General features: G+C 62.0%; 24 protein-coding genes. 15 read left to right on the forward strand and 9 right to left on the reverse strand.

The window, feature by feature from the left end; all coding sequences use genetic code 11:
- Window positions 1-30: 30 nt before the first annotated feature.
- Complete coding sequence (locus AWB74_RS15585) at window positions 31-669, forward strand: YceI family protein (RefSeq protein WP_061147639.1); 639 nt, start codon at window positions 31-33, stop codon at window positions 667-669.
- Between the two features lie 30 nt (window positions 670-699).
- Here the strand turns inward: AWB74_RS15585 and tdh are convergent, their stop codons facing one another.
- Together tdh and AWB74_RS15595 are read right to left on the reverse strand one after the other, a co-directional pair.
- On the reverse strand, window positions 700-1731 hold the full coding sequence (gene tdh / locus AWB74_RS15590; protein ID WP_061147640.1) for an L-threonine 3-dehydrogenase: 1032 nt from the start codon (window positions 1729-1731) through the stop codon (window positions 700-702).
- 99 nt (window positions 1732-1830) lie between these two features.
- The gene (locus AWB74_RS15595; RefSeq protein ID WP_061147641.1) at window positions 1831-3033 is read right to left on the reverse strand and encodes a glycine C-acetyltransferase; all 1203 of its coding nucleotides are present in this window, start codon (window positions 3031-3033) and stop codon (window positions 1831-1833) included.
- A 154-nt stretch (window positions 3034-3187) separates the two neighbouring features.
- Here AWB74_RS15595 and AWB74_RS15600 point away from each other — a divergent pair, with 154 nt between their 5' ends.
- Window positions 3188-3784, forward strand: a complete 597-nt coding sequence (locus AWB74_RS15600) for a helix-turn-helix domain-containing protein (RefSeq protein WP_061147642.1) — start codon at window positions 3188-3190, stop codon at window positions 3782-3784.
- Window positions 3785-3901: 117 nt separating this feature from the next.
- Here AWB74_RS15600 and AWB74_RS15605 read toward each other — a convergent pair whose 3' ends face one another.
- Complete coding sequence (locus AWB74_RS15605) at window positions 3902-4090, reverse strand: CsbD family protein (protein ID WP_061147643.1); 189 nt, start codon at window positions 4088-4090, stop codon at window positions 3902-3904.
- Between the two features lie 267 nt (window positions 4091-4357).
- Between AWB74_RS15605 and AWB74_RS15610 the strand changes: the two genes are divergently transcribed.
- Window positions 4358-4714: a DUF2471 family protein gene (locus AWB74_RS15610; RefSeq protein ID WP_061147644.1), complete on the forward strand. Its 357-nt coding sequence runs from the start codon at window positions 4358-4360 to the stop codon at window positions 4712-4714.
- Between the two features lie 63 nt (window positions 4715-4777).
- Here the strand turns inward: AWB74_RS15610 and AWB74_RS15615 are convergent, their stop codons facing one another.
- The gene (locus tag AWB74_RS15615; protein WP_061147645.1) at window positions 4778-6202 is read right to left on the reverse strand and encodes a DUF2252 domain-containing protein; all 1425 of its coding nucleotides are present in this window, start codon (window positions 6200-6202) and stop codon (window positions 4778-4780) included.
- 186 nt (window positions 6203-6388) lie between these two features.
- Here AWB74_RS15615 and AWB74_RS15620 point away from each other — a divergent pair, with 186 nt between their 5' ends.
- Entirely contained in the window at window positions 6389-7429 is a 1041-nt protein-coding gene (locus tag AWB74_RS15620) for a tyrosine-type recombinase/integrase (protein ID WP_061147646.1), read from the forward strand.
- Between the two features lie 16 nt (window positions 7430-7445).
- Here AWB74_RS15620 and AWB74_RS15625 read toward each other — a convergent pair whose 3' ends face one another.
- Window positions 7446-8645, reverse strand: coding sequence for a DNA-binding protein (locus tag AWB74_RS15625; RefSeq protein WP_061147647.1), 1200 nt, complete (start codon window positions 8643-8645; stop codon window positions 7446-7448).
- Between the two features lie 1722 nt (window positions 8646-10367).
- Between AWB74_RS15625 and AWB74_RS15630 the strand changes: the two genes are divergently transcribed.
- Entirely contained in the window at window positions 10368-11732 is a 1365-nt protein-coding gene (locus AWB74_RS15630) for a replication initiation protein (protein WP_061147648.1), read from the forward strand.
- A gap of 86 nt (window positions 11733-11818) precedes the next feature.
- On the opposite strand, the gene AWB74_RS15635 is transcribed toward AWB74_RS15630, so the two are convergent.
- Window positions 11819-12880 carry a ParB/RepB/Spo0J family partition protein gene (locus AWB74_RS15635; protein WP_061147649.1) on the reverse strand — a complete coding sequence of 354 codons (1062 nt, stop codon included), beginning with the start codon at window positions 12878-12880 and terminating at the stop codon, window positions 11819-11821.
- 24 nt (window positions 12881-12904) lie between these two features.
- Window positions 12905-13504 carry an AAA family ATPase gene (locus AWB74_RS15640; RefSeq protein ID WP_235024591.1) on the reverse strand — a complete coding sequence of 200 codons (600 nt, stop codon included), beginning with the start codon at window positions 13502-13504 and terminating at the stop codon, window positions 12905-12907.
- Between AWB74_RS15640 and AWB74_RS47275 the strand changes: the two genes are divergently transcribed.
- Together AWB74_RS47275 and AWB74_RS15645 are read left to right on the forward strand one after the other, a co-directional pair.
- Window positions 13424-13645, forward strand: a complete 222-nt coding sequence (locus tag AWB74_RS47275; protein ID WP_235024592.1) for a hypothetical protein — start codon at window positions 13424-13426, stop codon at window positions 13643-13645. The genes AWB74_RS15640 and AWB74_RS47275 overlap by 81 nt on opposite strands.
- 246 nt (window positions 13646-13891) lie before the next feature.
- Window positions 13892-16333 carry a bifunctional acetate--CoA ligase family protein/GNAT family N-acetyltransferase gene (locus AWB74_RS15645; protein ID WP_061147651.1) on the forward strand — a complete coding sequence of 814 codons (2442 nt, stop codon included), beginning with the start codon at window positions 13892-13894 and terminating at the stop codon, window positions 16331-16333.
- A gap of 72 nt (window positions 16334-16405) precedes the next feature.
- On the opposite strand, the gene AWB74_RS15650 is transcribed toward AWB74_RS15645, so the two are convergent.
- Window positions 16406-16951: a hypothetical protein gene (locus tag AWB74_RS15650; RefSeq protein WP_061147652.1), complete on the reverse strand. Its 546-nt coding sequence runs from the start codon at window positions 16949-16951 to the stop codon at window positions 16406-16408.
- A 105-nt stretch (window positions 16952-17056) separates the two neighbouring features.
- Window positions 17057-17833: an IclR family transcriptional regulator gene (locus tag AWB74_RS15655; RefSeq protein WP_061147653.1), complete on the reverse strand. Its 777-nt coding sequence runs from the start codon at window positions 17831-17833 to the stop codon at window positions 17057-17059.
- Window positions 17834-18069: 236 nt separating this feature from the next.
- Here AWB74_RS15655 and AWB74_RS15660 point away from each other — a divergent pair, with 236 nt between their 5' ends.
- From AWB74_RS15660 to AWB74_RS15695, 8 genes are read left to right on the forward strand one after another with little or no spacing between them, the layout of a single operon-like run.
- Window positions 18070-19071, forward strand: a complete 1002-nt coding sequence (locus AWB74_RS15660; RefSeq protein WP_061147654.1) for a sugar ABC transporter substrate-binding protein — start codon at window positions 18070-18072, stop codon at window positions 19069-19071.
- 8 nt (window positions 19072-19079) lie between these two features.
- Window positions 19080-20585 (forward strand): sugar ABC transporter ATP-binding protein, encoded by a 1506-nt coding sequence (locus tag AWB74_RS15665; RefSeq protein WP_407642445.1) that lies wholly within the window; start codon window positions 19080-19082, stop codon window positions 20583-20585.
- Window positions 20575-21597 (forward strand): ABC transporter permease, encoded by a 1023-nt coding sequence (locus tag AWB74_RS15670; RefSeq protein ID WP_061147656.1) that lies wholly within the window; start codon window positions 20575-20577, stop codon window positions 21595-21597. Before AWB74_RS15665 ends, AWB74_RS15670 begins: the two co-directional genes overlap by 11 nt.
- Before the next feature lie 9 nt (window positions 21598-21606).
- Window positions 21607-21924 (forward strand): UxaA family hydrolase, encoded by a 318-nt coding sequence (locus AWB74_RS15675; protein WP_061147657.1) that lies wholly within the window; start codon window positions 21607-21609, stop codon window positions 21922-21924.
- 8 nt (window positions 21925-21932) lie between these two features.
- On the forward strand, window positions 21933-23201 hold the full coding sequence (locus tag AWB74_RS15680) for a UxaA family hydrolase (RefSeq protein ID WP_061147658.1): 1269 nt from the start codon (window positions 21933-21935) through the stop codon (window positions 23199-23201).
- Window positions 23202-23235: 34 nt separating this feature from the next.
- Window positions 23236-24285, forward strand: coding sequence for an aldo/keto reductase (locus tag AWB74_RS15685; protein WP_061147659.1), 1050 nt, complete (start codon window positions 23236-23238; stop codon window positions 24283-24285).
- Window positions 24282-25130 carry an amidohydrolase family protein gene (locus tag AWB74_RS15690; RefSeq protein WP_061147660.1) on the forward strand — a complete coding sequence of 283 codons (849 nt, stop codon included), beginning with the start codon at window positions 24282-24284 and terminating at the stop codon, window positions 25128-25130. The genes AWB74_RS15685 and AWB74_RS15690 overlap by 4 nt, the downstream gene beginning before the upstream one ends.
- Window positions 25131-25182: 52 nt before the next feature.
- Window positions 25183-25926 carry an SDR family oxidoreductase gene (locus AWB74_RS15695; RefSeq protein ID WP_061147661.1) on the forward strand — a complete coding sequence of 248 codons (744 nt, stop codon included), beginning with the start codon at window positions 25183-25185 and terminating at the stop codon, window positions 25924-25926.
- The last annotated feature ends 7 nt before the right edge of the window (window positions 25927-25933 follow it).

Genomic DNA, 25933 nt, shown 5'->3' on the forward strand with positions numbered 1-25933 from the left:
CGTTCTATTTCTTATTCGAGGCAAAGCGCGATGAAGTTTTATAAGCATCTCATTGCGTTTCTGGCGGCTGGCGCATTGATGGCCTGTACGCCGTTGCAGGTGGTCACGCATCGCGTGTCGGCGAATGAAGCGAGCGTGCCGCCGGGGCGTTATCAGCTCGACGCGCATCACTGGAACGTGAGCTTCGACGTCGATCATTTTCACTACTCGCGATTCGTCATCCGATTCGACAAGACGACGGCGCAGCTCGACTGGAATGCGGACGGCATGTCCGGAAGCTCGGTGCGAGCGACCATCGATGCATCGAGCGTGAACACAAACGTGCCGCTGCTCGATCGCATGCTCAAAGGGCCGGACATGTTCGATGTCGCGCGTTACCCGAGCATCGTTTTCGCGAGCACGGGTTTTCAGCGCACCGGAGACGACAAGGGCGTGCTGACCGGCGATCTGACGATACGCGGCACGACGAAGCCGGTCACGCTGAACGTGACGTTCAACGGTCACGCGGTCAATCCGCTCACGAAGCAGGAAACGCTGGGCTTTTCAGCCGACGGACATTTCAGCCGTGCGCAATTCGGATTGACGACGTGGTATCCGGCCGTCGGCGACGATGTGCACGTCGCCATTCAGGCGGAGTTTTCGAAGGCGCCCGCGGATGCGGCGCAGTGATGCGCCTATCGGGCGCGTCGTGTCGGTGTTTCAGGCCTCGGTCCAGTCGAGCACGACTTTGCCGCTATTGCCCGAGAGCATCGTGTCGAATGCGCGCTGATAGTCGTCGACGGGGAAGGTGTGCGTGAGGATCGGCGACAGATCGAGACCGCTTTGCAGCATCGCGACCATCTTGTACCAGGTTTCAAACATCTCGCGCCCGTAGATGCCTTTGATCTCGAGTCCCTTGAATATCACCTTGTTCCAGTCGATCGCGGTTTGCGCCGGCGGAATGCCGAGCAACGCGACCTTGCCGCCGTGGTTCATCGATTCCAGCATCGACGTGAATGCGCTCGGCACGCCGGACATTTCCAGACCGACGTCGAAGCCCTCGGTCATGCCGAGTTCGCTCATCACGTCGCGCAGTTGCTCCCTGGCCACGTTGACGGCACGCGTCGCGCCCATCTTGCGGGCGAGTTCCAGGCGGTAATCGTTGACATCGGTGATGACGACATTGCGCGCGCCGACATGCCGTGCAATCGCCGCGGCCATCACGCCGATCGGGCCCGCGCCGGTGATCAGCACGTCCTCGCCGACGAGATTGAACGAGAGGGCGGTATGCGTCGCATTGCCGAACGGATCGAAAATCGCGGCGAGGTCGTCGGAGATATCGGGCGGAATCTTGAACGCATTGAACGCCGGAATCACGAGATATTCGGCAAACGCGCCTTCGCGATCCACGCCGACGCCGACCGTATTGCGACACAAATGCCGGCGCCCGGCGCGACAGTTCCGACAAAACCCGCAGGTGATGTGTCCTTCGCCGGACACGCGATCGCCGATGGCAAAACCGCGCACCTCCTGGCCCATCTCCACGATCTCGCCGACATATTCGTGACCGACATGCATCGGCACCGGAATCGTCTTCTGCGCCCACTCGTCCCACTTCCAGATGTGGATGTCGGTGCCGCAGATCGCAGTCTTCCGGATGCGGATGAGAACATCGTTGTGGCCGACTTCGGGCCGCTTCACGCGCGTCAAGGTAAGGCCGGGCGCGCGTTCGAGTTTGGCGAGGGCTTTCATTGCGTTTGATCCTGACGTTTGGTCTTGGTGGTGCTTCTTCGAGGATCGCAGGCTTGTGGCCCGGTCCCCTCGCTTTATGCGCATAAAGTCGCGCTGCGCTCAGCGGATGACACCGAGCGATCGGCCGACGCGCGCGAACGCATCGACCGCGCGATCGATCTGTTCCGGCGTATGCGCAGCACTCATCTGCGTGCGGATGCGCGCGCGTCCCTTCGGTACGACGGGATATGAGAAACCGATCACATAGACGCCTTCATCGAGCAGCGCATCGGCCATTTTCGACGCGAGTTGAGCGTCGCCAAGCATCACGGGGATGATCGGATGCTCGCCAGGAACGAGATCGAAACCGTGAGACGACATGGCGCGGCGGAAGTGCGCGCCGTTCTCGCGGACGCGTTGACGCAACGCGGCGCCTTCGTCGCTGTCCAGTAGTTCGAGCACTTTCAGCGTAGCGGCCGCGATATTCGGCGCCAGCGTATTCGAAAAGAGATACGGCCGGCTGCGCTGACGCAGCAATTCGATGATTTCCTTGTGCGCGGCGACATATCCGCCCGACGCACCACCGAGCGCCTTGCCGAGAGTTCCGGTGATGATGTCCACGCGATCCAGCACGCCGCAGTGCTCCGGCGTGCCACGTCCTTTTTCTCCGATGAAACCGACGGCGTGGGAGTCATCGACCATCACGAGTGCGCCATAACGGTCTGCGAGATCGCAGATGCCGGCGAGGTTGGCGATGATGCCGTCCATCGAAAAGACGCCATCTGTCGCGATCAGCTTGAAGCGTGCGCCGGCGGCGTCGGCCTCCTGAAGGCGCGCTTCGAGATCCGTGAGATCGTTGTTCTTGTAACGCAAGCGCCTCGCCTTCGAAAGACGCACGCCATCGATGATGCTGGCGTGATTCAATTCATCGCTGATGATCGCGTCTTCTTCGGTCAGCAACGTTTCGAAAAGTCCGCCGTTCGCGTCGAAGCAACTCGAATAGAGTATGGCGTCCCCGGTTTCGAGAAATTGCGCGATCGCCTGTTCGAGTTCCTTATGCACGGTTTGCGTACCGCAGATGAAGCGCACGGACGCCATGCCGAAGCCGTCGGCGTCGAGGCCCGCTTTCGCAGCGTCGATGAGACGACGATCATCGGCAAGCCCGAGGTAATTGTTCGCACAGAAGTTCAGCACGTCGTTCCCATTCGCCAGCCGAATATCCGACGACTGTGGGCTCGCGATGACGCGCTCCGCTTTGTAAAACCCCGCCGCACGAATTTCGTCGAGCGTCGAGCGCAAATGGGATAGGAATTGGTCTTTCATCGCGATCCTTGTTCTTGGCCTGTCCGGGCGATCCGCGCTTCGCTGCTCGCGGCGCGGCCCTTAGCCCTGTTATAGTGCATCCATCGAATCGGACATGTTCGATATTTCGAACATTTTTCCGATATGTCGAACACTCTAAGGGATTGACCGAGACATGGCAAGCACGGGCCCAGACGGAAAAGCAGGCGACTTCGCGGGAACGGCGCCGCCGCGCGTCGGAGAAATCATTCAGCGATTGCGCAATGAACGGAAACTCACGCTCGACGACCTGTCACGGGCCGCCGGCGTATCGAAGTCGATGCTCTCGGAAATCGAACGCGACAAAGCCAATCCGACGATCGCAGTCGCCTGGCGACTGACCAACGCGCTAGGTATCAGCCTCGATCAGCTATTTACGCAGCAGAAGCCGGCAGAGGCGATACGCGTCGCCGGGCCGCACGACATCCCGACTTTGAGCGGCGACAACGGCGGCTATCAGTTGCGCGTCTGGGGGCCGATAGAACTCGCCGGCAAATTCGAGTGGTACGAGCTCACGCTACAGTCGGGCGCGGCACTTACGTCGAACGCGCACGAGCCGGGGACACGCGAGCACCTTACGGTGCTGAACGGATCGATCGAAGTGGAGGCATCGGGCGCGACTCGTCGACTCAAAGCTGGCGAAACCGCGCGATATGCGGCCGACGAAGCGCATGCGATTCGTAACGTCGGACGCGCCGAAGCGCGAGCACTGCTGGTGGTGATCCACGGCTGACTTTATGCGCATCAAGTTTGGACCGGCCGGCAATGCCTCGGCCCAACAAAAAACGGGACGCGCAAAATCCGCGTCCCGCATCTAAGCGGCGCCGCGAACGGCGCCGTCAAGCCCGTGTTACGGGTTCTTCTTGACGCTGTCCTTCAGATCTTCGCGTGCGTCACCCACGCCTTTTTGGACCTTGCCCGCCGCCTGCTGCAGGTCACCCTTGGCTTCCTGAGCCTTATCGCCGGTCATTTTTCCGACGCCCTCGTTGATCTTTCCCTTGACCTGCTTGCCAACGCCTTCGACTTGATCCTTGTTCATAGCAGTTCTCCCGTGGTTTGCAGCGCGATTGGCCGCGCGATGCCGTCGAACGTACGCAGAAGAGCGCCTGCGCGTTCCGCTCAGGAGATTTCCTAAGCATGGTTCCACGATGCGCTTCGTTCGCGAGCGCGCATAGCGGCGCCTGTCTGAAATGCACGTAGGCGGAATCGCACATACACCCGGGCCGACTAGCGAGAGGCTATTTTTATTGCAACAAGTACTGTATGTTTGTACAGTACTATAAGACCAGTTGGGAAGGGGTGAATCATGGAGTCGAACGGCGAAAATCTAAGCAAGAGGCAGTTTGCCCGTGCTGTGCATGATCTCGAACGCATTACGCGTCAGATAGCGGGGCGGTACATCGACAAAAACGTGCCGCTGACCTGGCGGCTGCTGCATGCCATCGAAGCCGAAGCCGTGGCAGACCTGGGCTTTGCGGGAAGGCACGAAGCGACATTGCGCGAGCTGTTTGCGCGTCCCGATAACTTTCACTTCCCCGAAACCGACGACGTAGTCGACGTCGCATCCTCCGATGCCTTGCCCGCCGTCTTCGCTTTCGCCGTGGACGCCTACGAGCGCGCCGCACGACACGGCCGACCGCAACTCGCCATCGCCGCACACTGACGCGCGTCCCCGGCACGCGCCCGCGTGCCGTGCGCGGTTCCGCTCATCACGCAACGCACATCATCACGGCGCGAAATCGGCTGACATGTCGGCGTCGGATCGCGCTTCGAGCTTGCCGTCCCGGCACGCCGCGCGAAACGTCTCGTAATCCTTTTCCACCTGATCCGCATAGCCGCGTCCGTAGCGCACGAGCACTTCGGCCATGCGATCGCTGTTGCCGAGATAGCCCGAGATCTCCGGCGCGCATCCGCCCGATTTCGCATGCGCGCGGGCGAGCGCCCAGCCGCACATCGCGGCATATTCGCGAAAGGCGTCATCGGTGAAGGTCTCGAGCTCGGCGGAGATTTTCATGTCGCGCAACTGACGGATGTACAGTGAGCGTCCGAGCGGGCCCGTCGCCCAGCCGAGGAACGGATCGGTGGCCGCCTGCATCAAACGTTGTCCATGAACGACGCGCTGACCGTCGTGTTCGGGATCGTCCGCATCTTTCGCTTGCTTCGCGTATCGCGCGACGACTGAGGTCGATGCCTCCTTCATCTGCAGGAAGAGCGGCTTGTCGTGGGCATCGGTGAGCAGCAGAACGAGGCAGCGCGTGCCGACACTGCCTACGCCGACCACCTTGAACGCAACGTCCTGCAGCGTGAACTGCGAAAGTAGCCGTGCCCGCTCGGGCGTCAGCGTCACGACGTATTTGCGCATGAGACTCGCATAAATCTCTTCTCGAGTGCCCTCGAGGGTCATCCATTCGTCGTTCTTGTCGATCAGCGTGCTTTTGCCGCGAACGTGGAACACGGCGGGCGGCGCATCGCGGATGCGCCACATGCCGCCCGTTCGATCCGCCAGCTTCGGCAACATCGTCTCGTGCGTGCGGCGCGAAGCACGCTCGATGCCACGCTTGATGCGCCGCCGGGCGTCATCGCTCTGCACGGCAGCGTACATGCGATCGAACGTGATCCGTTCGTACCAGAGATCGAGCGCGCTCATTTCGGCGTACTCACGCATATGCGTCTGATAGCTGCGCGCAGCGAGAAAGGCAAACTCGTCGGCGGCAAGGTCGCCGTGACCGAGATGGCGCCCGGCAATCGTGAAGCTCGCGACAAGGCGCTTCACATCCCACTCCCAAGGACCGGGCGCCGTTTCGTCGAAGTCGTTGAGATCGAAAATAAGCGCACGCTCCGGCGTCGCGAAGCCGCCAAAATTGGACAAGTGACAGTCGCCGCAAATCTGGATGGCGATACCGCTGTTCGGCGTAGTGGCCAGATCGTGCGCTTGCAGGATCGCGCTGCCGCGGTAGAACGTGAACGGCGACACCAGCATGCGGCCGTAGCGCAGCGGAACGAGCGCCTCGACGCGCCCCTTGCTGCTCGATTGCAACAGTTCGATGGGATCGCGATCGATATCGCCGATCGCTTCGTGCGCGCCCCGTGGCGTGCGCTCGCGCGCGGCGCGTCCGATTGCGCGGCGGTCCTGCCAGGATTGCTGGGCCATCGTTCACTCCTAGTTGCGCATGAGCTCGAGGGTGGAAGGAAGCCGCATAGATGACAGTAGTCGACAAGTCACGCGCCCCGCAAGACAGTTATCGACACTTCGATGAACACCTTCGCTTGACGTCAGCCCCCCGAAGCCCGACCCTGTGCCCAGTGCCATACAGCGGGCGATGCGCCTTCCGACACCATGCCGAACACTTCCGATCTCTTCGACCAACAGCGCGCCGACTGGCAGGCGGATCCGCACGCCGCCTTCGACGCATGGCTCGCTCAGCAGGCATTCCGGGCGTCATCGGCGGATGTTTATCGCGCGCAGTGGGGCAACTTCCTCGAGTGGCTGACCGCGAAACGCGCGACGCTGCACACGGTGCAGCGTCCCGTCATCGAGCAGTTCGTCGCGCAACTGGATATCCGCCGTCCGCAGCGCATGCGCTACCTGAGGTTGATCGAACGCGTGCTGGATCACGTGCGCGAAGTGGAATCGGCCGCGACGAACCCGGCGCGCTTCATCGCTCAGGACGGCAACGCCGCGTGGCGCAAGGCGCGCGATAACGAGCCGACCGGCTTTCTGACTCACGACGAGCGCGCGCTGCTCGTCGCGCATCTGTTCTCGCCGATCGGCGCGTTGCCGGCCGGACAGCGTTGGCGCGAGCGGCGCGATCGGGCGTTGGTCGCCGTCTTTTTGGGTGCAGGCGTGAAGACGGGCGAAGCCGCGCAATTGACGATCGATTGCTATGCGGCAGGCGCGCCGTATATCACCGTGGACGCGTCGAATCCGTTGCTGATCCGGCAGGCGCGGCTCGCGCCGTTCGCCGTCGAATTGCTCGACAACTGGATCAGCGAACGCAAAACGGCGGGACTCGCGGGCGAACTGCTGTTTCCGGCCGCGCCGTCGGGACGCTCCATGCACAAGGCGACGATGCTGCGCGCGATCGACGCGGTGGTGGCCGCGTCGGGAATCGCCGCGTCGCGCGTCGCACGGGCGAGCCCGCAGACCTTGCGCAACACGTATGCGGCGGAACTGTTCGAAGACGGAACGGACCCCGATCGTGTCGGGCAATGGCTCGGATTCCAGCAGACGATCTCCGGCCACCGCCTGCATCGCGCGTGGGAGGAATGGATGGGTGAGCAAATACGGGAGCGGGATATCGCGAAGGCGCGCGCCGGTATGGCTGTGGACGCTGGCTCGGCGGGCCCGATCGAGGGTCCCGAAAACACTCACCTTTGACGTTTTCCGACGCCGGTCAGGAGGCGTCGACGCGGGCGGACCGGATGAAACCATCGACGGCCGCGAGTTTCGACGAAACCGCGCCCGATGTCCGCTCGCAATTCGGGCAGGACAGCTCGTACTCATCTTCGTGACGCTGCAATTCCGGTTCCGCGAGTTCGCAAGCCGGACAGACCCCAGGCGCCGCCACATGCGCATCCAGTTGCGTCCCCAGACCGGCGATTTCGGCGGCGCTCAGGCGTCCCTCCGCCGCCATCGACGCGATCAATGCGCCGACTTCGGCGCTCGCTCCGGACTGAACGCGTTGGGCATCGCGTTCGCGAATGAGTGCATCGATTTCGTCCGACTGCTCCCGAACTTGCGATTCGAGCCGGTCAGCTCGGCTTCTTGCGGCGCTAAGCTGTTGAATGAAATCGAATTCTTTCTGGCTTGTGTCGCGAACCCCGGCCTGATAGGTGGCAGCCATACCGCGCAGGGAATCGAGTTCCACCAGCATCGGCCGGACGCGTCGCTCGGCTTCCTTGATGGCGTCCTTGATCTGCTGAGCGTAGTGCTCGGTATTCTGACGCAGCTCGCTCTGCAGTTCATCGATACGGTCGCGCAGCCGCGCCGTCGAAGCTTGTTCTTCGCTGAGGCGCTCGGATAGCGCCTGGCTCTCCTTTTCCCAGCGTCCGATAACCTCGCGCAAGCCCGCTTGAGCGTTCGATCCCTGATCGCGCAGCGCCTTGAGCTCGGCCTCGAGTGCCGCGATCCGCGCCGCGCCGGCTTCGGCGCGCGCCTCGGCGCGTTGATGAGCTTGCTCGATCGCCTCGCGGCGAACATCGGCCTCGTGAACCTGGGCTTGCGCGGCTGAGAGGACAGCGTCGAGGTGGGCTTTGTCATCGACCAGGGACGCACGTGCCTGCCGTTGGGCCTCGTCATACAAAGCCGCCAATAGTTCGCCGGCACGTTCTTGCAGCGATTCGGGAATCGCGCCAGCATCGATACGCATGCGCAACGCTGAACGCAAGCTGGACCAGAACGCTTCGATGTCTTTCGGGATATCGCTCGCACTGCCTGTTTGCGTGAATTCGCGGACCGCGGTTACCGAGGGTCGAATACCCAGATCGAAGAAAAGGCGCTTGCATGTGTGTTGCGAGAGATCTTGCCGCCGAGCGCCGGCAGCGCGCATGGCATCGATTTCTTGCCGCAGGGCATCGCGAATGTGGTGTTCCATGTCGGAAATGAGCCGGATTTAACGTAACAATCATAACCTTTTACGTGTCAGGCGTTACGAATATCGAATTGTCCTCCGCCTGCACGTGGATGCATCACCATTCACGCCTCATCGACTAGACTCTGCTCAATGACAGTAGAGAGTCTCGTGAAACATCTTTAGGAGATGATCTTAACTCACTGATTGAGCGGCGATTTTAGCTTGATCCGCGGATAGATGTCGTGTTTCACGACTCTTCGGTTTTGAACATGTTCGCTAGCCACGACACTGGGCTTGAGAGTAATAGAAGTAAACACCCTTGAACCTTCTTGAAAAACAGTTAACGCCGCGCGAAAGCCTTGTGCCATAAGGGTTTGCGGGATGTTGGGTGAGACCTTTCGGGACCTATGGTGAAGCTTTGCAGGATATATCGGTGATGGGCTTCAGGGGGCTTGGTGAGTTCTCGCGGGAAACATCGTGAGCGGATTCGGGAAGCCCCGGTTTCGCTCAGGTGAGCGTTTTCGGGAGGTCTATCGCGAGCAGGCATTGATTTGACGGGATGAGGAAGCCGCTGAATTTCTCTTGATGGTGAGATTCCTCGGGACCTGAAGAAACGCACTTTTTGCAAGCCGATTTAGGTAAGGTTTTCCGATTGGTGAGTGATTACGGGGAAGAATCGCATGCAACGGTGAGGGTTTACAGGTAGCCGTGTGCTGTCGTACTGGAACAAAACCCTCTTTCGGTTCGAAGGTGAGGTTTTACGGGAGTAACAAGCCAGCAGCCGAACTTCTACGGGACTGTATCGGTTCGTTGGCGGCCTTTTTGCGCTGTCATGCCGTTAAGGTGAGACTTTGCAGGAGCGTGCGGGCGCCAATTTTATTCTCGTCCGGTCCGGGTTTAGGCGGAAAGGTGAGTATCTTCGGGATTCTCATTTGTTGCCAGGGGATACTGGACGCGTCGGCGTTTCTGGATAGCAATTTGTTTAAAAACAGTTAGTTATCCCCAATCTGTCAGTATGCGCTCAATCAATGGTGAGTAAATTCGGGAGCCGTCGAACGAGCGCCATAACCGAAGCCCGACGAAGGTGCAGTGAGCTTTTACGGGAGGATATGTGTTTGCCGTTAGCTCGAGAGAGCGAGATGAGTGCCTGCTACGGGCAACTTTGGAGTTAGCGATACAGAAAGGTGAGTGTTTGCGGGATCACGTGAGTGAGTCGTTGGAGGACGTCTGAACACGAGAGGGAAGCCCAGTAAAGCCAAGGCTTTACTGGAGACGGTTGCTCTGCTAAGGCCTGTATAAAGCCGTGATGCTTTGCTCTCCGACCCGTGTCAGTCGCTAAAGGTGAGGTTCTTCGGGAGCGTTCGCGCTTTCCTTCGCGAGTGAGTCGGACAGTCGATGGATACGCACCGCGAGCCGTCGATGAGTCGGTCGAAAAACGCGCAACTAGTGCGCTGTCTCTCGTGCGCCACAGCTGACTGTTGCCGAAAATATTTTGAGGTGAGTGTTTTCAGGACCCCGCTTGGGCGTTGCGAATTCGAGTGAAACGCGCTGCAATCCGTTTACCCGCATGGATGCTAGATATATGAGATGGGTGCGATCGGTGAGCGGTGAGCGTTTACGGGGGCGCACCGCAGTGAGGCTCAACAACGTGTCCGTTATCACCGCAGGATGGTGAAGACACCCCTATAGACGCGGTTCACCCCAATCGGTATCCTTCGTCGCAACATCGATCCTGACCATCGCATGGCCACGAAGCGCGCAAAGAAGACCGACGTTGTCAGCCCGAGCTCGGCGGAATTGCGCAAGGCTGTCGAGGCCATCGCGATTCAGCCGAAAAACGGCAAGATTACGCTGCTGACTCGAAAGCTTTTCAACGTGCTGCTCGCGGTCGCCCAGCAGGCTGACGAATCCGGGGACACGTATCGTGCGCTGCTTTCCGATATCGTCGCCAATTCGGCGTTCGACTCGAACGATACTGCGCTCGTCAAAGAACATCTGCGTCGCATGGTGTCGGTGCAGGTCGAGTGGAGCACCGGCACATCGAGCCAGAAGCCCGGCCGCAAGTGGGGCATCTCGACGTTGATCGCCGATGCGGAAATCCTGGAAGACCCGACGACGCGCCGTGTATGGGTCGAGTTTTCCTTCGCGCCAAAAATCAAAAAGAAGCTGCTGGATCCGGTTCAATATGCGCGTCTGAGCCTGCAGTTCCAGAGCCAGTTGCGCAGCAGCGCGGGCCTTGCGCTCTATGAGATCTGCGTCCGCTACCTGACCAATCCCAGCCATTTGACGATGCGCGAAACTTGGGAGTGGTGGCGCCCGATCCTGTCCGGTACGCCCGACACGGAAGCCGGTGACGAAGCCAAGCGCGAATACAAATACTTCAAGCGCGATTATCTGCGCCCCGCGATTGCCGAAGTGAACGCGGTGACGAACATCTTCGTCGAGTTGGTGGAGCATCGCGAGGGAAGGCGTGTTGCGGAGATCCAGTTCCGCGTGACCGAGCGCAAGCAGCCGATGCTCGCGCTCGACGAGCATCCGAACGTGTTCGACAGCACCCTGGTCGATCGGATGGTGAAGATCGGCATTCCGCTCAAGGACGCTCAGACGCTCTATGCGGACAGCGAGGAGAATCGCATCCGGGCGGCATTGCAGATGACCGAGCAACGCATGCGCAGCACGTCCTTGCCACCGGTTCGAAGCGCAGCGGCGCTTTTCAAGGATGCGCTCAAGAAAGGCTATGCGCCGCCGGTGGAGGCGTTGCCTCCTGCGACGAGCGGCGCGCCGGCACGCACTCCGGGGGCTGCCGCCGCGGCCGCTGACGATCTCAAGGCACGCTTGCTGAGCGAATTTTCCGCGTACCGTCGCAAGGAAGCGCGTGTGCTGTACGACGAGCAAGGTGAGGAAGAACGGGAACTCGCACGTCAGTCGTTCGAGGATGACGTGCTGCCGGCTTTGGGCACGCACATGCGCGACGATTGGCGCAAGCGCGGATTGGATTCGAAGCTCGCCGAAACTTCGTTCTTCGACTGGCTTGCTCGAAAGACCTGGGGCGAGCCCACCGACGGCGACTTGCTGGCATTCACGTTGAGCCAATCGCGCGTGGGTTGATACCTTAGGCCCCGCGACAAGTTCTTCAGAACGATTCTCGCGATTCAGTATGGCCACCGAGAAAGACTCGGTGGCCATGCATCACTTCACTTCTTCGTCTCGACAGGCTGAAGCATCGACTCGATCTGATGCAGCAGCTCGTCACGCCGTTCACGCGATAACCCGCGCAAGCGCAGTTCGAGGCGGTCTTCCCCATATGACTTCAGATCACCGACCGCGACGCCATCGAGCTCGATCTCGAGGCGCTGCGCATAGCGCTGGCGACTCGGCGTCTTCGGTGTGTCCTGAGGGCTCGCGCGTCCCTTGACGATATCGGCGACCTGGCGCGTGCTCAGGTCGTCCGATGTGATCTTGTTGATGAGACGCAGCGTGGAGTCGCTGCCGCGAGCGGCGTGGTATCGGGCGATCTGATAGGCCATGTTCGATCCGAAACGGTCGGGCCGCGCGACCATCTCATGCATCACGTTTTCAGGAAGCTTCGCGATGGACAACGCCACGGCGATCGTCGATTCGTCGAGGCCCAGATGATCCGCGAGTTCGCGCTGGCTCTGAAAATGCGCCTCGTCGAGGAAGCGCCGCCAGACCACAGCGTTGTCGAACACCGTCTGCGAGTCGCGTTGAACGTTCAGATCGTAGCCCAGCTTGTAGCTCTGAATGCCGATCGGCAGATCAACGACCACAGCCTTGACGGCTTCCTTGTTGGCTTCTTTAAGCGCCCGCACGCGCCGACCGCCATCGCTGACGAAGAACGTTCCCGGATTCTCATAATCGGGGATGACGTGAATTGCCTGTTGCTGCCCTTGCTTTGCCAGGTTGACGGCCAATTCCGCGATCGAGGACTTGAGATAGAAATGACGCGGGTTGAACGGACTGGTCTTGATCGACTTCAATGGCAGTTCGATCACTTGTCCCGTCGTATAGCGATTCGCGCGTCGCCATGCCCGATAGTCCTCGGACTCGACGCCGGTAGCGATATCGCCGGGTTCCTCGGCGACAAATGCGCTCGACCGGCCGTTTGCGGCCTGCCCTACGTGCTGAAGGTCAACGATGCCGTCGATGGCGTTCAGGCGATCGAGTGCCGTGCGCTTTTCGCTGCTCGTCGAGTCGGGGCGGGCCTTGAAGCCCTTTGCAAACTGGGACGGTTTCATTCAGGGTCCTTTATGCGCATAAAGTCAGGAGAGCATGTCGAGGATTTCGTCAGCCACGGCGCGGATCTCCGCAGCACCGAGGCGCGATCCGCGGTCACTCATTTGCAGAACGGTTTGTCCGAGCGCCATCGCCTGCTTGTAGCACTCGCGTGTGGGAATTTGCGTTTTGAGCAGGGGAAAACCGAGCTCCTCGAGCGCGACCTTGAGTTCGCGCGTGAGCATGCGCTTCTCTTCCGTCTTGTTCAGAAGGAAGACGGCGCGCAGGTCTTCGTTCATGACTTGCGCTTGCTGAACGAGCTTGACGAGACCGACACTCGACCAATAGTCCGCCGGCGACGATGACGTGGGAATCACCGCGACACTCGCCGCGAGCAGTACGACACCCGATACCTTCTCGGTGATCGACGGCGGGCAATCCACCACGATGAACTCGTAGTCGTTGACGAACTTCTTGATCTCACGATGGATCTGCCCGCCCGCTTCAGAAAGATTGACCACGGGAAAGGGTATTCCACTCGCGCCATCCGATGCGGCGCTCGACCAATGGATCAGCGTGTTCTGCCCATCAGCGTCGACTACGAGAACGCGCTTCTTCTTTTCGTGCAGGGCCGCACCGAGGTGCATTGCGATCGTGCTTTTGCCGACCCCGCCCTTTTGCTGCGTGATCGCTATGATTTCCGCCGCCACGTTCCGCTCCGAATTTTTAAGTTCGTTGAATTCTACATTGGCGTAATCATTTTTCCAGTGAAATTCGACAAGATATGACGCGCGTTAGCCATTCGGCCTAGCTTTATGCGCATAAAGTCCGATGCACTGCGCCCAGGGCTTCATGCGATGCGTCGGCGCGAGATCGATCGGAGCTTTATGCGCATAAAGTCGCGGGTGCTTCCGATCGCCGAGGACGGTCGATGAGGATCGTCTGACAAGCGCATATGACGTCGCCCATCATCACCCGCTAAACGAAATCGCCTATCCTAGCCCCTGTCTAATCGTCCCTGTGCCGGAGCCGCTATGACCGTTCGCAACCTGGACATTCTGTTCGCCCCTAAATCCATCGCGATCATCGGAGCCTCATCGCGCCCGGGCAGCGTCGGTGAAATGGTATGGGCGCGCGCTGCATGCGCCGGCTTCTCAGGATCGCTTTGGCCCGTCAACCCAAAATACGGATCGCTAGGCGGCGAACTCGTGTACGCCGACATCGATGCGCTGCCCGAAGCCCCGAACGTCGCCGTGCTCTGCACGCGACCGCATACGTGGCCGGATCTCATCGAACGATTGGGGCGTCGCGGAACGAAAGCGGTCGTGATCGTGGGTGAGGCGATACAGCGAAGTGCGTCATCGATATCGCGACAGGACGATCTGCATGGCTCCGCTGCCGGAGCAGACGAGTGGACTATCCGCACGCTTGCCGCCGCCCGCCCCTTCCTCGTGCGCATCGTCGGACCTGCCAGTATCGGCGTGGTGACACCCGCGATCGGCGCCTGTCTCGGCGCGCCTGCCTGCAACGTCAAATCGGGCGGAGTCGCATGGGTATCCGGATCGAACGCATTGACCAACGGCGTGTTGGGCTGGGCGCGTGCGCGCGGCCTCGGCTTCTCGCGAATCGTCGCCCTTGGCGATGAAGCCGACGTCGATTCCGGCGATCTCCTCGATTTCCTGGCGAGCGATGCGTCGACGCGGGCGATTCTGCTCGCGATCGAAACCGTGCGATCTGCGCGCAAATTCATGTCTGCCGCGCGCGCCGCTGCGCGAAACAAACCGGTGCTCGTGCTTCGCACCGGCCGAGACGATCCGTTCGATCGACTCTACGGCGCTGCTTTCCGTCGTGCCGGACTCGTGCGCGTCGATTCACTCGACGACTTGCTCGACGAAATCGAAACGCTCGGCATCGGCCGCGTCGCGGCGAGCGACGTCGCGACCGTCGTCACGAGCGACCGCGGCGTCGCAGCGCTCGCGCAGGATGCGTTCGGCGCTGCGGGCGACGACCTCGCGCAATGGCCCACTGCTGCGCGCGATGCGATAGCGGCCGCGCTGCCTCGCGCTCGCGCGGGAAATCCGCTTCTGCTCGGCGACGCGGCCACTCCCGCCGATTTTGGCGCCGCTCTGGAAGCGCTAGCGTTGCATCGCGAGACCGGCACCGTGTTCGTCGTGCATGCGCCGACGCACAGCGCGCCCGTTGCGGACGTCGCGCGCACGCTGATTGCCGAGCGGCGCCATGCCTACCGCGGATTGCTGGCGTGTTTCTTTGGCTGCGTCGATGCCGCGACGCGCGACGAATTGCACGCGAACGGCATTCCGGTGCATACGACGCCGCATCGGCTCGCACGTGGATTCGCGCGACTCGTCGATTTCCGGCAAGGCCGCGAATTGTTGATGCAAACGCCCGACGGCCTGCCAGCCGATATCCCAGACGACATCGATGCCGCACAACGCGACATTCGAAGCGCACTCGCGAGCGGAATCGCCGAACTGAATGGTGAACGTGCGGCGCGTGTGCTCGCCCGCTTCGGCATCACGGTGAAGCCGGGGCCACCGGATTCGCTGACGAGCGATGCCGTCGAGATTCAGGCGCGGATGCTCAACCACCGCGTATTCGGCCCGGTGTTCGAATTCAAGGCCGAAGGTGCACTCGGTCTGGCGGACGCGCTCCACGAGTTCGCCTTGCCGCCGCTCAATCCCGTGCTCGCGCGCGATCTCGTCAAGCGTTCGCCTCGGTCGCGCGAATTGCCCGCGGACACGCTGCTCAATTCGTTGACGTCGCTGTCGCAACTCGTTTGCTATATCGAAGAAATCGTTGCGTTGCGGCTCGTCCTTCGGGTGACGCGCGATTCGGTCGCCGTTCACGAGCCGCAGCTCACGCTGGGCGCACATCGTAAGCCGCTTGCGATCGTGCCGTATCCGCGCTGTCTGGAAGAGACGCTCGACTGGCGAGGTATGCGCGTGACCGTGCGGCCGATTCGCCCAGAGGATGAAGAAGCGCATGCCGCGTTTGTCGCCGCGAATACCGCCGAAGACTTGCGCCTGCGCTTCTTCGGCGCCGTGCGCAGCTTCGATCATTCGCAACTCGCCCGGATGACGCAGATCGACTATGACCGCGAGATGGCGCTGATCGTCACGCGGGCGAATGGCGAAGGCATGAGTGAGACGCTCGGTGTCGCTCGCGCTATCGCCGATCCGGACAACGAAACCGCCGAATTCGCCGTGGCCGCGCGTTCGGATATGAAGGGAAAGGGATTGGGAAAGCTACTGCTGTCGCGCACCATCGAATATGCGAAAAACCGCGGTACGCGCTGGATGATCGGCGAAGCGCTGCGCGAGAACGCCGGCATGATCGCGCTCGCGCGCAACATGGGCTTCGAACTGACGAAGACCGAAGACCCGGGCGTCGTCGGCTTCAGATTGCGATTGTGTGAAACGCCGTCGCCTACTTCGAGGGGCGCGAGCGGCGATTGATGCGGCATGCAGATCGGCGATGGCCGCACCTCGACTTTATGCGCATAAAGCCAGGCGCAGCCCCTCACTGACTCACGCTGCCAGCTTGCCAAGCGCTTCATCGACGTGAACGCGCGAAAGCGAGAGTTCATCGAGCAATGCTTCGGCGTACGTATTTCCCGTTTCCTTCTCGAGCCGCGCGATCGTCAATGCGCAGCGCGACGTGTCCTTCAATGTCGCGATGAACGGTTTCACCGATTGCCCCGACGTGAACGCTTCGAACAGCGGCACGCGAATCTCCTCGGGCAGCGCACGCGAAGTCCACTGATACGGCTTGCCGTTGTGCGTCAGTTGCGGCGGCAGCGTGCGTTCTTTCTTCGCAGCGGGAATGAGGCCGAAGGTGCGGGCGGCGTCGCCGATCTGCTCGGCCGAGAAAAGTTCGTCCGGCGTGATGTCGAACTGCGCGATATACGCTTCGATTGCCTGCATCGCGGCCGCACGATCGTCGCGCTTCTTCTGCGCGTGTGCGACGATCTCGCGCAGTTCATCGGCTTCGTCGGACGTGATCGTGAAGTTCGCCTGCTTTTGCTGTAGTTCGGTGAAGCGGAGGAATTCGGAATCGGAAAGGAGTTTCGCCATCGGGGAATGCGTCTGTTATGCGTCGGAATGGAAACGGCGGCACGCTATCGAAGCCCGCCGCCATTTTGAGAGGGCCGCCATTCTAACGCGCGAAGAGACTGACGGTCAGTCGTGCATCATCGAAAGCGATGCGGCCGCGTCCTTCAGTAACGCGGTGACGTCTTCGATGGACGGCGCCACGTATTCATCGATGCGACGCATGTAAGGGCAGGTGAGGGCGGCGATCGCCTGTCCAGACGGCCCGAGCAGCGGAAAGGTCACGTCCGTCACACCGAAGGTCTGCTGACTGTCCTTCTTCGAATAGCCGATTTCGCAAATTTGCCGGTAGTCGGCATCGAGCACCGCGCGATCGAGCGCAAGTTCGCCCTTGACCTTCGTATGTTCGGCGAGCATGTGTTCGCGCTGTTCGTTCGTCTGGAAGGCGAGCACCACACGGCCCGAACCGGTGTCGATCAGTCCGACGCGCGAACCGAGCCGCACCGAAATGCCCCACGTTCCGGGCCCATCCACCTGCGCGATGACCAGCAGATTGCCGCGATCGTAGACGGCGAGATGCACCGACTGCTCGGCTGCGTCGGCGAAACGCTGCATCACGGGCAGCGCCTCGGCAATCAGCCGATTCATCGGCGGATGACGATGCGCGAGCGCATAGAGCTTGAGGCTCAACGAATAGCGGTCGCCTTCGGGCGAACGCACCACATATTGCCGCGCGACGAGCCGCTCCAGCATCCGATACATCTCGCTCGCGTTGCGCCCCAGCATCTTCGTTATTTCCGCGCGCGTGAGCCCCGATTTCTGCTCGGACAGCAATTCGAGGATATCGAGCCCCTTGTCGAGCGCGGGTGCGCGGTAACGGTCGGCATCGTTGTCGTCAACGTCCATATGCAGTCTGGGTCGATTCATGAATTGGCGCCGAGTTTAAGCCTTTCGTCAGGGAGCGCGGACGTCGTCGGCGAAAAACCGGCTAGGGAAATTACCGATCGTCGTTGCCCATCATCGTTCTTGACTTCGATTTGTGCGTATATGAATAATACGTTCACTGATGAATATATGCATCGACAGTTTCCGCAGTACCCACGTTGCAGTCACGAAAGAACGCACGTATCAGGAGACAACGCATGAAATTCACGAAGACGCTCGCCGTCACCCTCGCCGCAGTCGGGACGATCGGCCTCGCCAACGCCGCCGACAGCGGCAAAGTCGGGCTCGGCTTGCCGATGCTCACATCGCCGTTCTGGCAGTCGTACAACAACTACCTGCCGAAATACGCGAAGGACATGGGGCTCGACATCCTCGCGCCCGTCAACTCGAACGGCGATCCCGCGCAGCAGATCACCGACATGAACAATCTGCTGAACCTCGGCGCGAAGGGCATCCTGGTCGGGCCGCTGGATTCGGCGGCGATCAGCCGTGCGCTGGACGCATCGTCGGCGAAGAGCGTGCCGGTCGTCGCCGTCGATGTCGCCCCGACGCAGGGCAAGGTCGCGATGGTCGTGCGAGCCGACAACCGCGCATACGGCACGAAGTCGTGCGAGTACATCGGCGAGCACGTGAAGTCGGGAAAGGTCGTGCAGATCATGGGCGATCTGGCGTCGGTGAATGGACGCGACCGGTCCGAGGCGTTTCGCGAGTGCCTGAAGAAATATCCGTCGCTGAGCCTGCTGGAGATTCCCGCCGCGTGGAAGGGCGACGCCGCCGCGACCGCGCTCGACAGTCTGCTGACCGCGAATCCCGATGTGAAGGCGATCTACATGCAGGCGGGCGGCGTTTATCTGTCGCCGACGCTTCAGACGCTGCGCCGCAAGCAACTGCTCTTCAAGGCGGGCGATCCGAAGCACATCGTGATCGTCAGCAATGACGGCATTCCGCAGGAATTTGATGCGATCCGCCGCGGCGAGATCGATGCGACCATTTCCCAGCCCGCCGATCTCTACGCGAAGTACGGCCTCTTCTATATCAAGGCGGCGCTCGCCGGACAGACCTTCAAGCCCGGTCCGACCGATCATGGCAGCACCATCGTCCAGCGCGCGCCCGGCATTCTCGAGGATCAGTTGCCCGCGCCGCTGGTGACGAAGACCAACGTCGACGACAAGTCCCTCTGGGGCAACACGGTCAAATGAGCGATCAAATGAGTGCGCCCGTTGTGGAAGCGCTCGGCCTGACGAAGCGCTACGGTTCGACCGCCGCGCTCGCCGACGTCACGATGCGCGTGTTGCCCGGCGAGTCTCACGCGCTCGTCGGGCGCAACGGCGCAGGCAAGTCGACGCTCGTGTCGATGATCACCGGCTTGCGCAAACCCGACGCCGGTGAAATCCGCTTCGGCGGCGAGCCGGCGCCGCCGCTCGCTGACCGCGACGCGTGGCGCGAGCGCGTAGCGTGCGTCTATCAGCATTCGACGATCATCCGCGAGTTGTCGGTCGCCGAGAACCTCTTCATCAACCGGCAGCATCGGCGCGGCGGCGTGATCGACTGGCGCGCGATGCGCCGTGACGCCCGCTCGCTGCTCGATCACTGGAAGATCGACGTGCCTGAGGACGCGCGCGCCGGCGATCTGACGGTCGAGGCGCGGCAGCTCGTGGAAATCGCGCGGGCGCTGTCATATGGCGCGCGTTTCATCATCCTCGACGAACCGACTGCACAGTTGGACGGAGAGGAGATCAAGCGTCTCTTCAGGCGTATCGAAGAGTTACAGACAGAAGGCGTCACTTTCCTGTTCATTTCCCATCACCTGCAGGAAGTGTACGAAATCTGTCAGGCAGTGACCGTGCTGCGCGATGCACGCCATATCGTCAGCGCGCCGGTGTCGGCTTTGCCGCGCGACAAGCTGATCGAAGCGATGACGGGGGAGCAGGGCGGTCTCGCCGTCGCGGATGCCGCCGCGCGTGCGCCTTTACCCGCCGATGCATCGATCGCATTGCAGGTCGATTCCCTCTCCGGCGACGACTACGCCGACGTCAGCTTCCAGGTGCGGCGCGGCGAAGTCATCGGCCTGACGGGCGCGACGACGAGCGGCCGCACGAGCGTCGCGGAAGCCATCGCCGGATTGAAGGCGCAGAAGCGCGGCACGATCCGGGTCGATGACCGTGCGCTTCCGCCCGGCGACGTGCCCGCCGCGCTCGCGAGCGGCGTCGGCTGCGTGCCGAAGGACCGGCATCGCGAAGGTCTGGTGCTGTCGCAGTCCGTCGCGGAAAACGCATCGATGACGATCGCGCGCACGCTCGGCCGCTTCGGAATCGCATCGCCCGCGAAGAAAAACGCGTTCGGACGCCGCATGATCGCCGCGCTCGGTATCAAGACACCTGGGCCCGATCACGAAGTGTCAGGCCTGTCGGGCGGCAATCAGCAAAAGGTCGTGATGGCGCGCGCACTCGCCACTGACCCGAACGTGCTCGTGCTCATCGATCCGACCGCCGGCGTCGACGTGAAATCGAAAGAAGCGCTGCTCGGCGTCGTCGAACGCGTGCGCGAGGAAGGCAAGGCTGTGCTCGTCGTCTCCGGCGAACTCGACGACCTGCGCACCTGTGACCGCGTGCTCGTGATGTTCCGCGGCGCGATCGTCGCCGAATTCCCTGCCGGATGGCAGGACCATGAACTCATCGCATCCGTCGAAGGAGTGAGTCTCCATGAAGCATGACGTTTCCAGTCCGGCGATGGCCGGCGTGCCGATGCAACGGCCGCGCCCGCGCATCGAGCTTGCGCGCTTTCGCGATCTCGCGCTCGTGCCGGCGCTTGCGTTGCTGCTCGCGATCGGCGCGTTCGTCAGCCCGAGCTTTCTGACGCAGGCGAACCTGATCAGCATTCTCGGCGCGTCGGCGGCGCTCGCGCTCGTCGTGCTCGCCGAATCGCTGATCGTGCTGACGGGCAAATTCGACCTGTCGCTGGAATCGACGGTCGGCATCGCGCCCGCCGTCGGCGCAATGCTCGTGATGCCCGCGGCGTCGTCGGGCTTCGGTCTCGAATGGCCCGCGGCGGGCGGGCTCGCGGCGATCGTCGTCGTGGGCGCGCTGGTCGGTTTCGTCAACGGCTTTCTGGTCGTGCGGCTGCGGCTCAACGCGTTCATCGTCACGCTCGCGATGCTGATCGTGCTGCGCGGCATGCTGGTCGGCGCGACGAAGGGCGGCACGCTGTTCGACATGCCGCCGTCCTTCTTCACGCTCGCGACGACGCTCGTGCTCGGCCTGCCGCTCTCCGTCTGGCTCGCGGCGGCGGCGTTCGCGTGCGCGGCGTTCATGCTGCGCTATCACCGCCTCGGCCGCGCGCTCTATGCGATCGGCGGCAATCCGGAAGCGGCGCGCGCTGCGGGCATCCGCGTCGAACGCATCACGTGGGGCGTGTTCGTGCTGGGCAGCGTGCTCGCGTCGATCGGCGGATTGATCGTCACGGGCTACGTCGGCGCGATCAACGCCAACCAGGGCAACGGCATGATTTTCACGGTGTTCGCCGCAGCCGTGATCGGCGGCATCTCGCTCGACGGCGGCAAGGGCACGATGCTCGGCGCACTGTCCGGCGTTTTGCTGCTGGGCGTCGTGCAAAACCTGCTGACACTTGCGCAAGTTCCGTCGTTCTGGATTCAGGCGATCTACGGCGCGATCATTCTCGGCTCGCTGATGGTGGCGCGGCTCGCGGGTGGCGAAGCGCAAAACTGAGAGACACACATGCAAGGAAACACCGACCCGCGGCTCATTCTGCTGAGCCCGGACGACAACTGCCTGATCGCCGCCGCGCGTTTGCCGGCGGGCGAAACGCTGATGATCGAAGGCGAGGCCGTCACGCTCGCGACGACCATCGACCTGGCGCACAAGATCGCGCGGCGCCCGTTGTCGAAGGATGAAAAGGTGCTGCGCTACGGCGCGATCATCGGTCATGTGAATGTCGATGTCGCACGCGGCGAGCATCTGCATACGCACAATCTGGACAGCGACTACATTCCCACTTACACGCACGACGCCGGACACGCCTACGTGCAGCACTGAACACTTCCATGAACACTTCCGCACTGCAAGGCTATCTCCGCGCGGATGGCCGGAAAGGCATCCGCAATGTCGTCGCGGTGGCGTATCTCGTCGAATGCGCGCATCACGTCGCGCGCGAGATCGTCGCGCAGTTTCGTCCTTCGTTCGATGACTTCGATTCCGCCGCACGCGACGACGAACCTCCCGTGCATCTGATCGGGTTTCCGGGTTGCTATCCGAACAGCTACGCCGAAAAGATGCTGGAGCGCATCTGCACGCATCCGAATGTCGGCGCGGTGCTGTTCGTGTCGCTCGGCTGCGAGAGCATGAACAAGCACTATCTCGCCGATGTCGTGCGCGCGAGCGGCCGTCCCGCCGCGGTGCTGACGATTCAGGAGAAAGGCGGCACGCGCAGCACGATCCAGAACGGGCTCGACTGGGTGCGCGACGCGCGCGCCACGCTTGCCGCGCAACAGAAAGTGCCGATGGCGCTCGACGAGCTCATCGTCGGCACGATCTGCGGCGGCTCCGACGGCACGAGCGGCATCACGGCGAATCCGGCGGTGGGCCGCGCGTTCGACGCGTTCATCGATGCGGGCGCGTCCTGCATCTTCGAGGAAACGGGCGAGCTCGTCGGCTGCGAGTTCCATATGAAGCGGCGCGCGGCGCGGCCCGAGCTCGGCGACGCCATCGTCGAATGCGTGCAAAAAGCCGCGCGCTATTACACGACGATGGGCCACGGCTCGTTCTCCGTCGGCAACGCGGACGGCGGGCTGACGACGCAGGAAGAGAAATCTCTCGGCGCGTATTCGAAGAGCGGGGCTTCGCCGATCGTCGGCATCATCAAGCCGGGCGACGTGCCGCCGACCGGCGGCCTCTATCTGCTCGATGTCGTCCCCGATGGCGAACCGCGCTTCGGCTTTCCGAACATCAGCGACAACGCGGAGATCGGCGAGCTGATCGCGTGCGGCTGTCACGTGATTCTGTTCACGACCGGGCGTGGGTCGGTGGTCGGCTCGGCGATATCGCCGGTCATCAAGGTCTGCGCGAATCCGTCGACGTATCGCAATTTGTCCGGCGACATGGACGTCGACGCCGGCCGCATCCTCGAAGGCCGCGCGACGCTCGACGAAGTGGGCCGCGAAATCGTCGATGTGACGTTGGCGGTGGCGGCGGGCGCGGCGTCGAAGTCCGAATCGCTCGGGCATCAGGAATTCATCCTGACTTACAAAACCTTCGAGCCTGTCGGTCCGGCGTGTTTGCCGGGCGGCGCGGTACGCGTTACTGTGGCGGCTTGACTTCCGCCATCTCGAAATCACTCGGGGCTTGCAGATGACCGCAGAAGCGCAAGAGGCAGTTTCACGCCGGCGCAGGATTGGCCGCACCGCGCTCGATGTCACGGCGCTGTCGCTCGGCACGGCGCCGCTCGGTGGGCTGTATCACGAATTGTCGGAAGACGAGGCGCGCGCGACCGTCGATGCCGCCTGGCAGGCGGGCATCCGTTTCTTCGATACCGCGCCGCACTACGGCCACACGAAGGCGGAGCATCGGCTCGGCGATGCGCTGCGGCGTTATCCGCGCGGCGACTTCGTGCTGTCGACCAAAGTGGGCCGGCGCTTCGTTCCACGCACGACGCCTTATGACGGCAGCGAGGGCTGGGCCGCGCCGCTGCCGTTTCAGGCGATCTACGACTACACCTACGACGGCATCCTGCGCTCGTTCGAGGACAGCCAGATGCGCCTCGGCATGACCGATATCGATATCGTGCTGATCCACGATATCGGCCGCGTCACGCATGGCGAGATGAACGCGCACTACTGGAAACAACTCGTCGATGAAGGCGGTTTTCGCGCGCTCGACGAATTGAAGAATTCGCGCGGCGTGAAGGCGGTCGGGCTCGGCGTGAACGAAGGCGCGGCGGTCATGGAAGCGATGGCGGAATTCGACATCGACTGCGCGTTGCTGGCCGGCCGCTACACGCTGCTCGAACAAAACACGCTCGACGATCTGTTGCCCGAATGCGAAAAGCGCGGCGTGAGCATTCTGCTCGGTGGCGCGTTCAACTCCGGCATTCTCGCGCGGGGTCTCGATGCGAACGCGCATGGCGACCTCAAGTTCAACTACGGCGACGCGCCGAAAGCGATCGTCGAGCGCGTCGGCAAACTGGAGCGCGTGTGCCGCGAGCATGGCGTCGCACTGTCGACGGCGGCCATCCAGTTTCCTTATGCGCATAAAGTTGTGGCCACGGTGCTGATGGGCGCGCGCACGCCCGATGAAGTGCGCGAGAACGCGGCATCGTTCGCGACGCCGGTTCCTTCGGCGCTGTGGGACGCGTTGCGCGCCGAAGGTTTGCTTCACGCAAACGCGCCAGTGCCGCGATGAATACGCAACCGCACATCGATGCGCATCAACATTACTGGGACCCGGCTCGCGGCGATTACGGTTGGCTCACGCCGGAACTGAAGCCGTTGTATCGCGTATTCGGTCCGGCCGATCTCGCGCCTCTGCGTGAAGCGACGAACATCAAACGCACGGTCGTCGTTCAAGCTGCGCCGACCGTCGAAGAAACGCGCTACTTACTCGATCTCGCGCGCTGCGACGATTCGATCGCAGGCGTCGTCGGCTGGGTGCCGCTGGACTCAATCGATGCCGTATCGATCATCGAGGAGTTCGCGCACGAGCCGAAGTTCAAGGCCGTGCGCCCAATGCTTCAGGATTTGCCCGACGATACGTGGATCGAACATGCGCCGCGTGAGGAAGCCATCGAACGCCTGATCGATCTCGATCTCGCCTTCGACGCGCTGATCTTCGCGCGGCACGTTCCGTCGATCGTGAAGTTCGCCGGGCGTTACCCGAAGCTCAGAATCGTCATCGATCATGGCGCAAAGCCGCCGATCCGCGATGGCATCGAGAAAGGCTGGCAACCGTGGGCCGATGGCATCGCGCAACTCGCCGCATTGCCCCAAAGACTACTTTGCAAACTTTCCGGTCTGGCGACGGAATCGAAGGAAAACTGGATCGACGAAACCTTAGAACCTTACGTCGCGCATCTTCTCGAACATTTCGGACCGCAGCGTCTGATGTGGGGCAGCGACTGGCCGGTGCTGAACCTGAACGGAAATTACCGCGACTGGCACGCGACGGCCCAAAAACTCACCGCATATCTCGAAAAAGCAGATCAGGACGCGATTTTCGGCGGCAATGCCCGCCAGTTCTATCGGCTCTGAATCGGCCGAAATACCCGGCATGTCTCAAAAACACATTCGACTGGAGCAGTAGATGGTACAAAGACTGGCAGGCAAGACGGCGCTCATCACGGCGGCCGGACAGGGCATCGGGCTCGCGACGGCCGAGCTGTTCGTGAAGGAATGCGCGCGCGTGATCGCAACCGACATCCGCACGGAATCGCTCGAAGGCAAGCCGTTCGAGGTCAAACGCCTCGACGTGCGCGACGCGCAGGCGATCAACGCGCTCGCTGACGAAATCGGCCCGATCGACGTGCTCTTCAACTGCGCGGGTTTCGTGCATGCCGGCTCGGTGCTCGAAGCGAGCGAGGAAGACTGGGATTTCGCCTTCGACCTGAACGCCAAGGCGATGTATCGGACGATCCGCGCGTTCCTGCCGAAGATGCTGGAGAAGGGCGGAGGCTCGATCATCAACATGTCGTCGGCGGCGTCGAGCGTGAAGGGCGTGCCGAATCGCTTCGTGTATGGCGCGTCGAAGGCGGCCGTGATCGGTCTCACGAAGTCCGTCGCCGCCGACTTCGTCACGCGCGGCATCCGCTGCAACGCGATCTGTCCCGGCACGGTGGAATCGCCGTCGCTGAAGGATCGCATCGCCGAGCAGGCGCAGGCGCAGGGCGCGACCGTCGAGCAGATCCAGGCGGCGTTCGTCGCGCGCCAGCCGATGGGCCGCGTCGGCCGCGCCGAAGAGATCGCCGCGCTCGCGCTCTATCTCGGCTCGGACGAATCGTCGTTCACGACCGGCCAGATTCATATAATCGATGGCGGCTGGTCCAACTGATCAACCG

The organism is Caballeronia arvi, assembly GCF_001544695.2.
GTDB lineage: Bacteria > Pseudomonadota > Gammaproteobacteria > Burkholderiales > Burkholderiaceae > Caballeronia > Caballeronia arvi.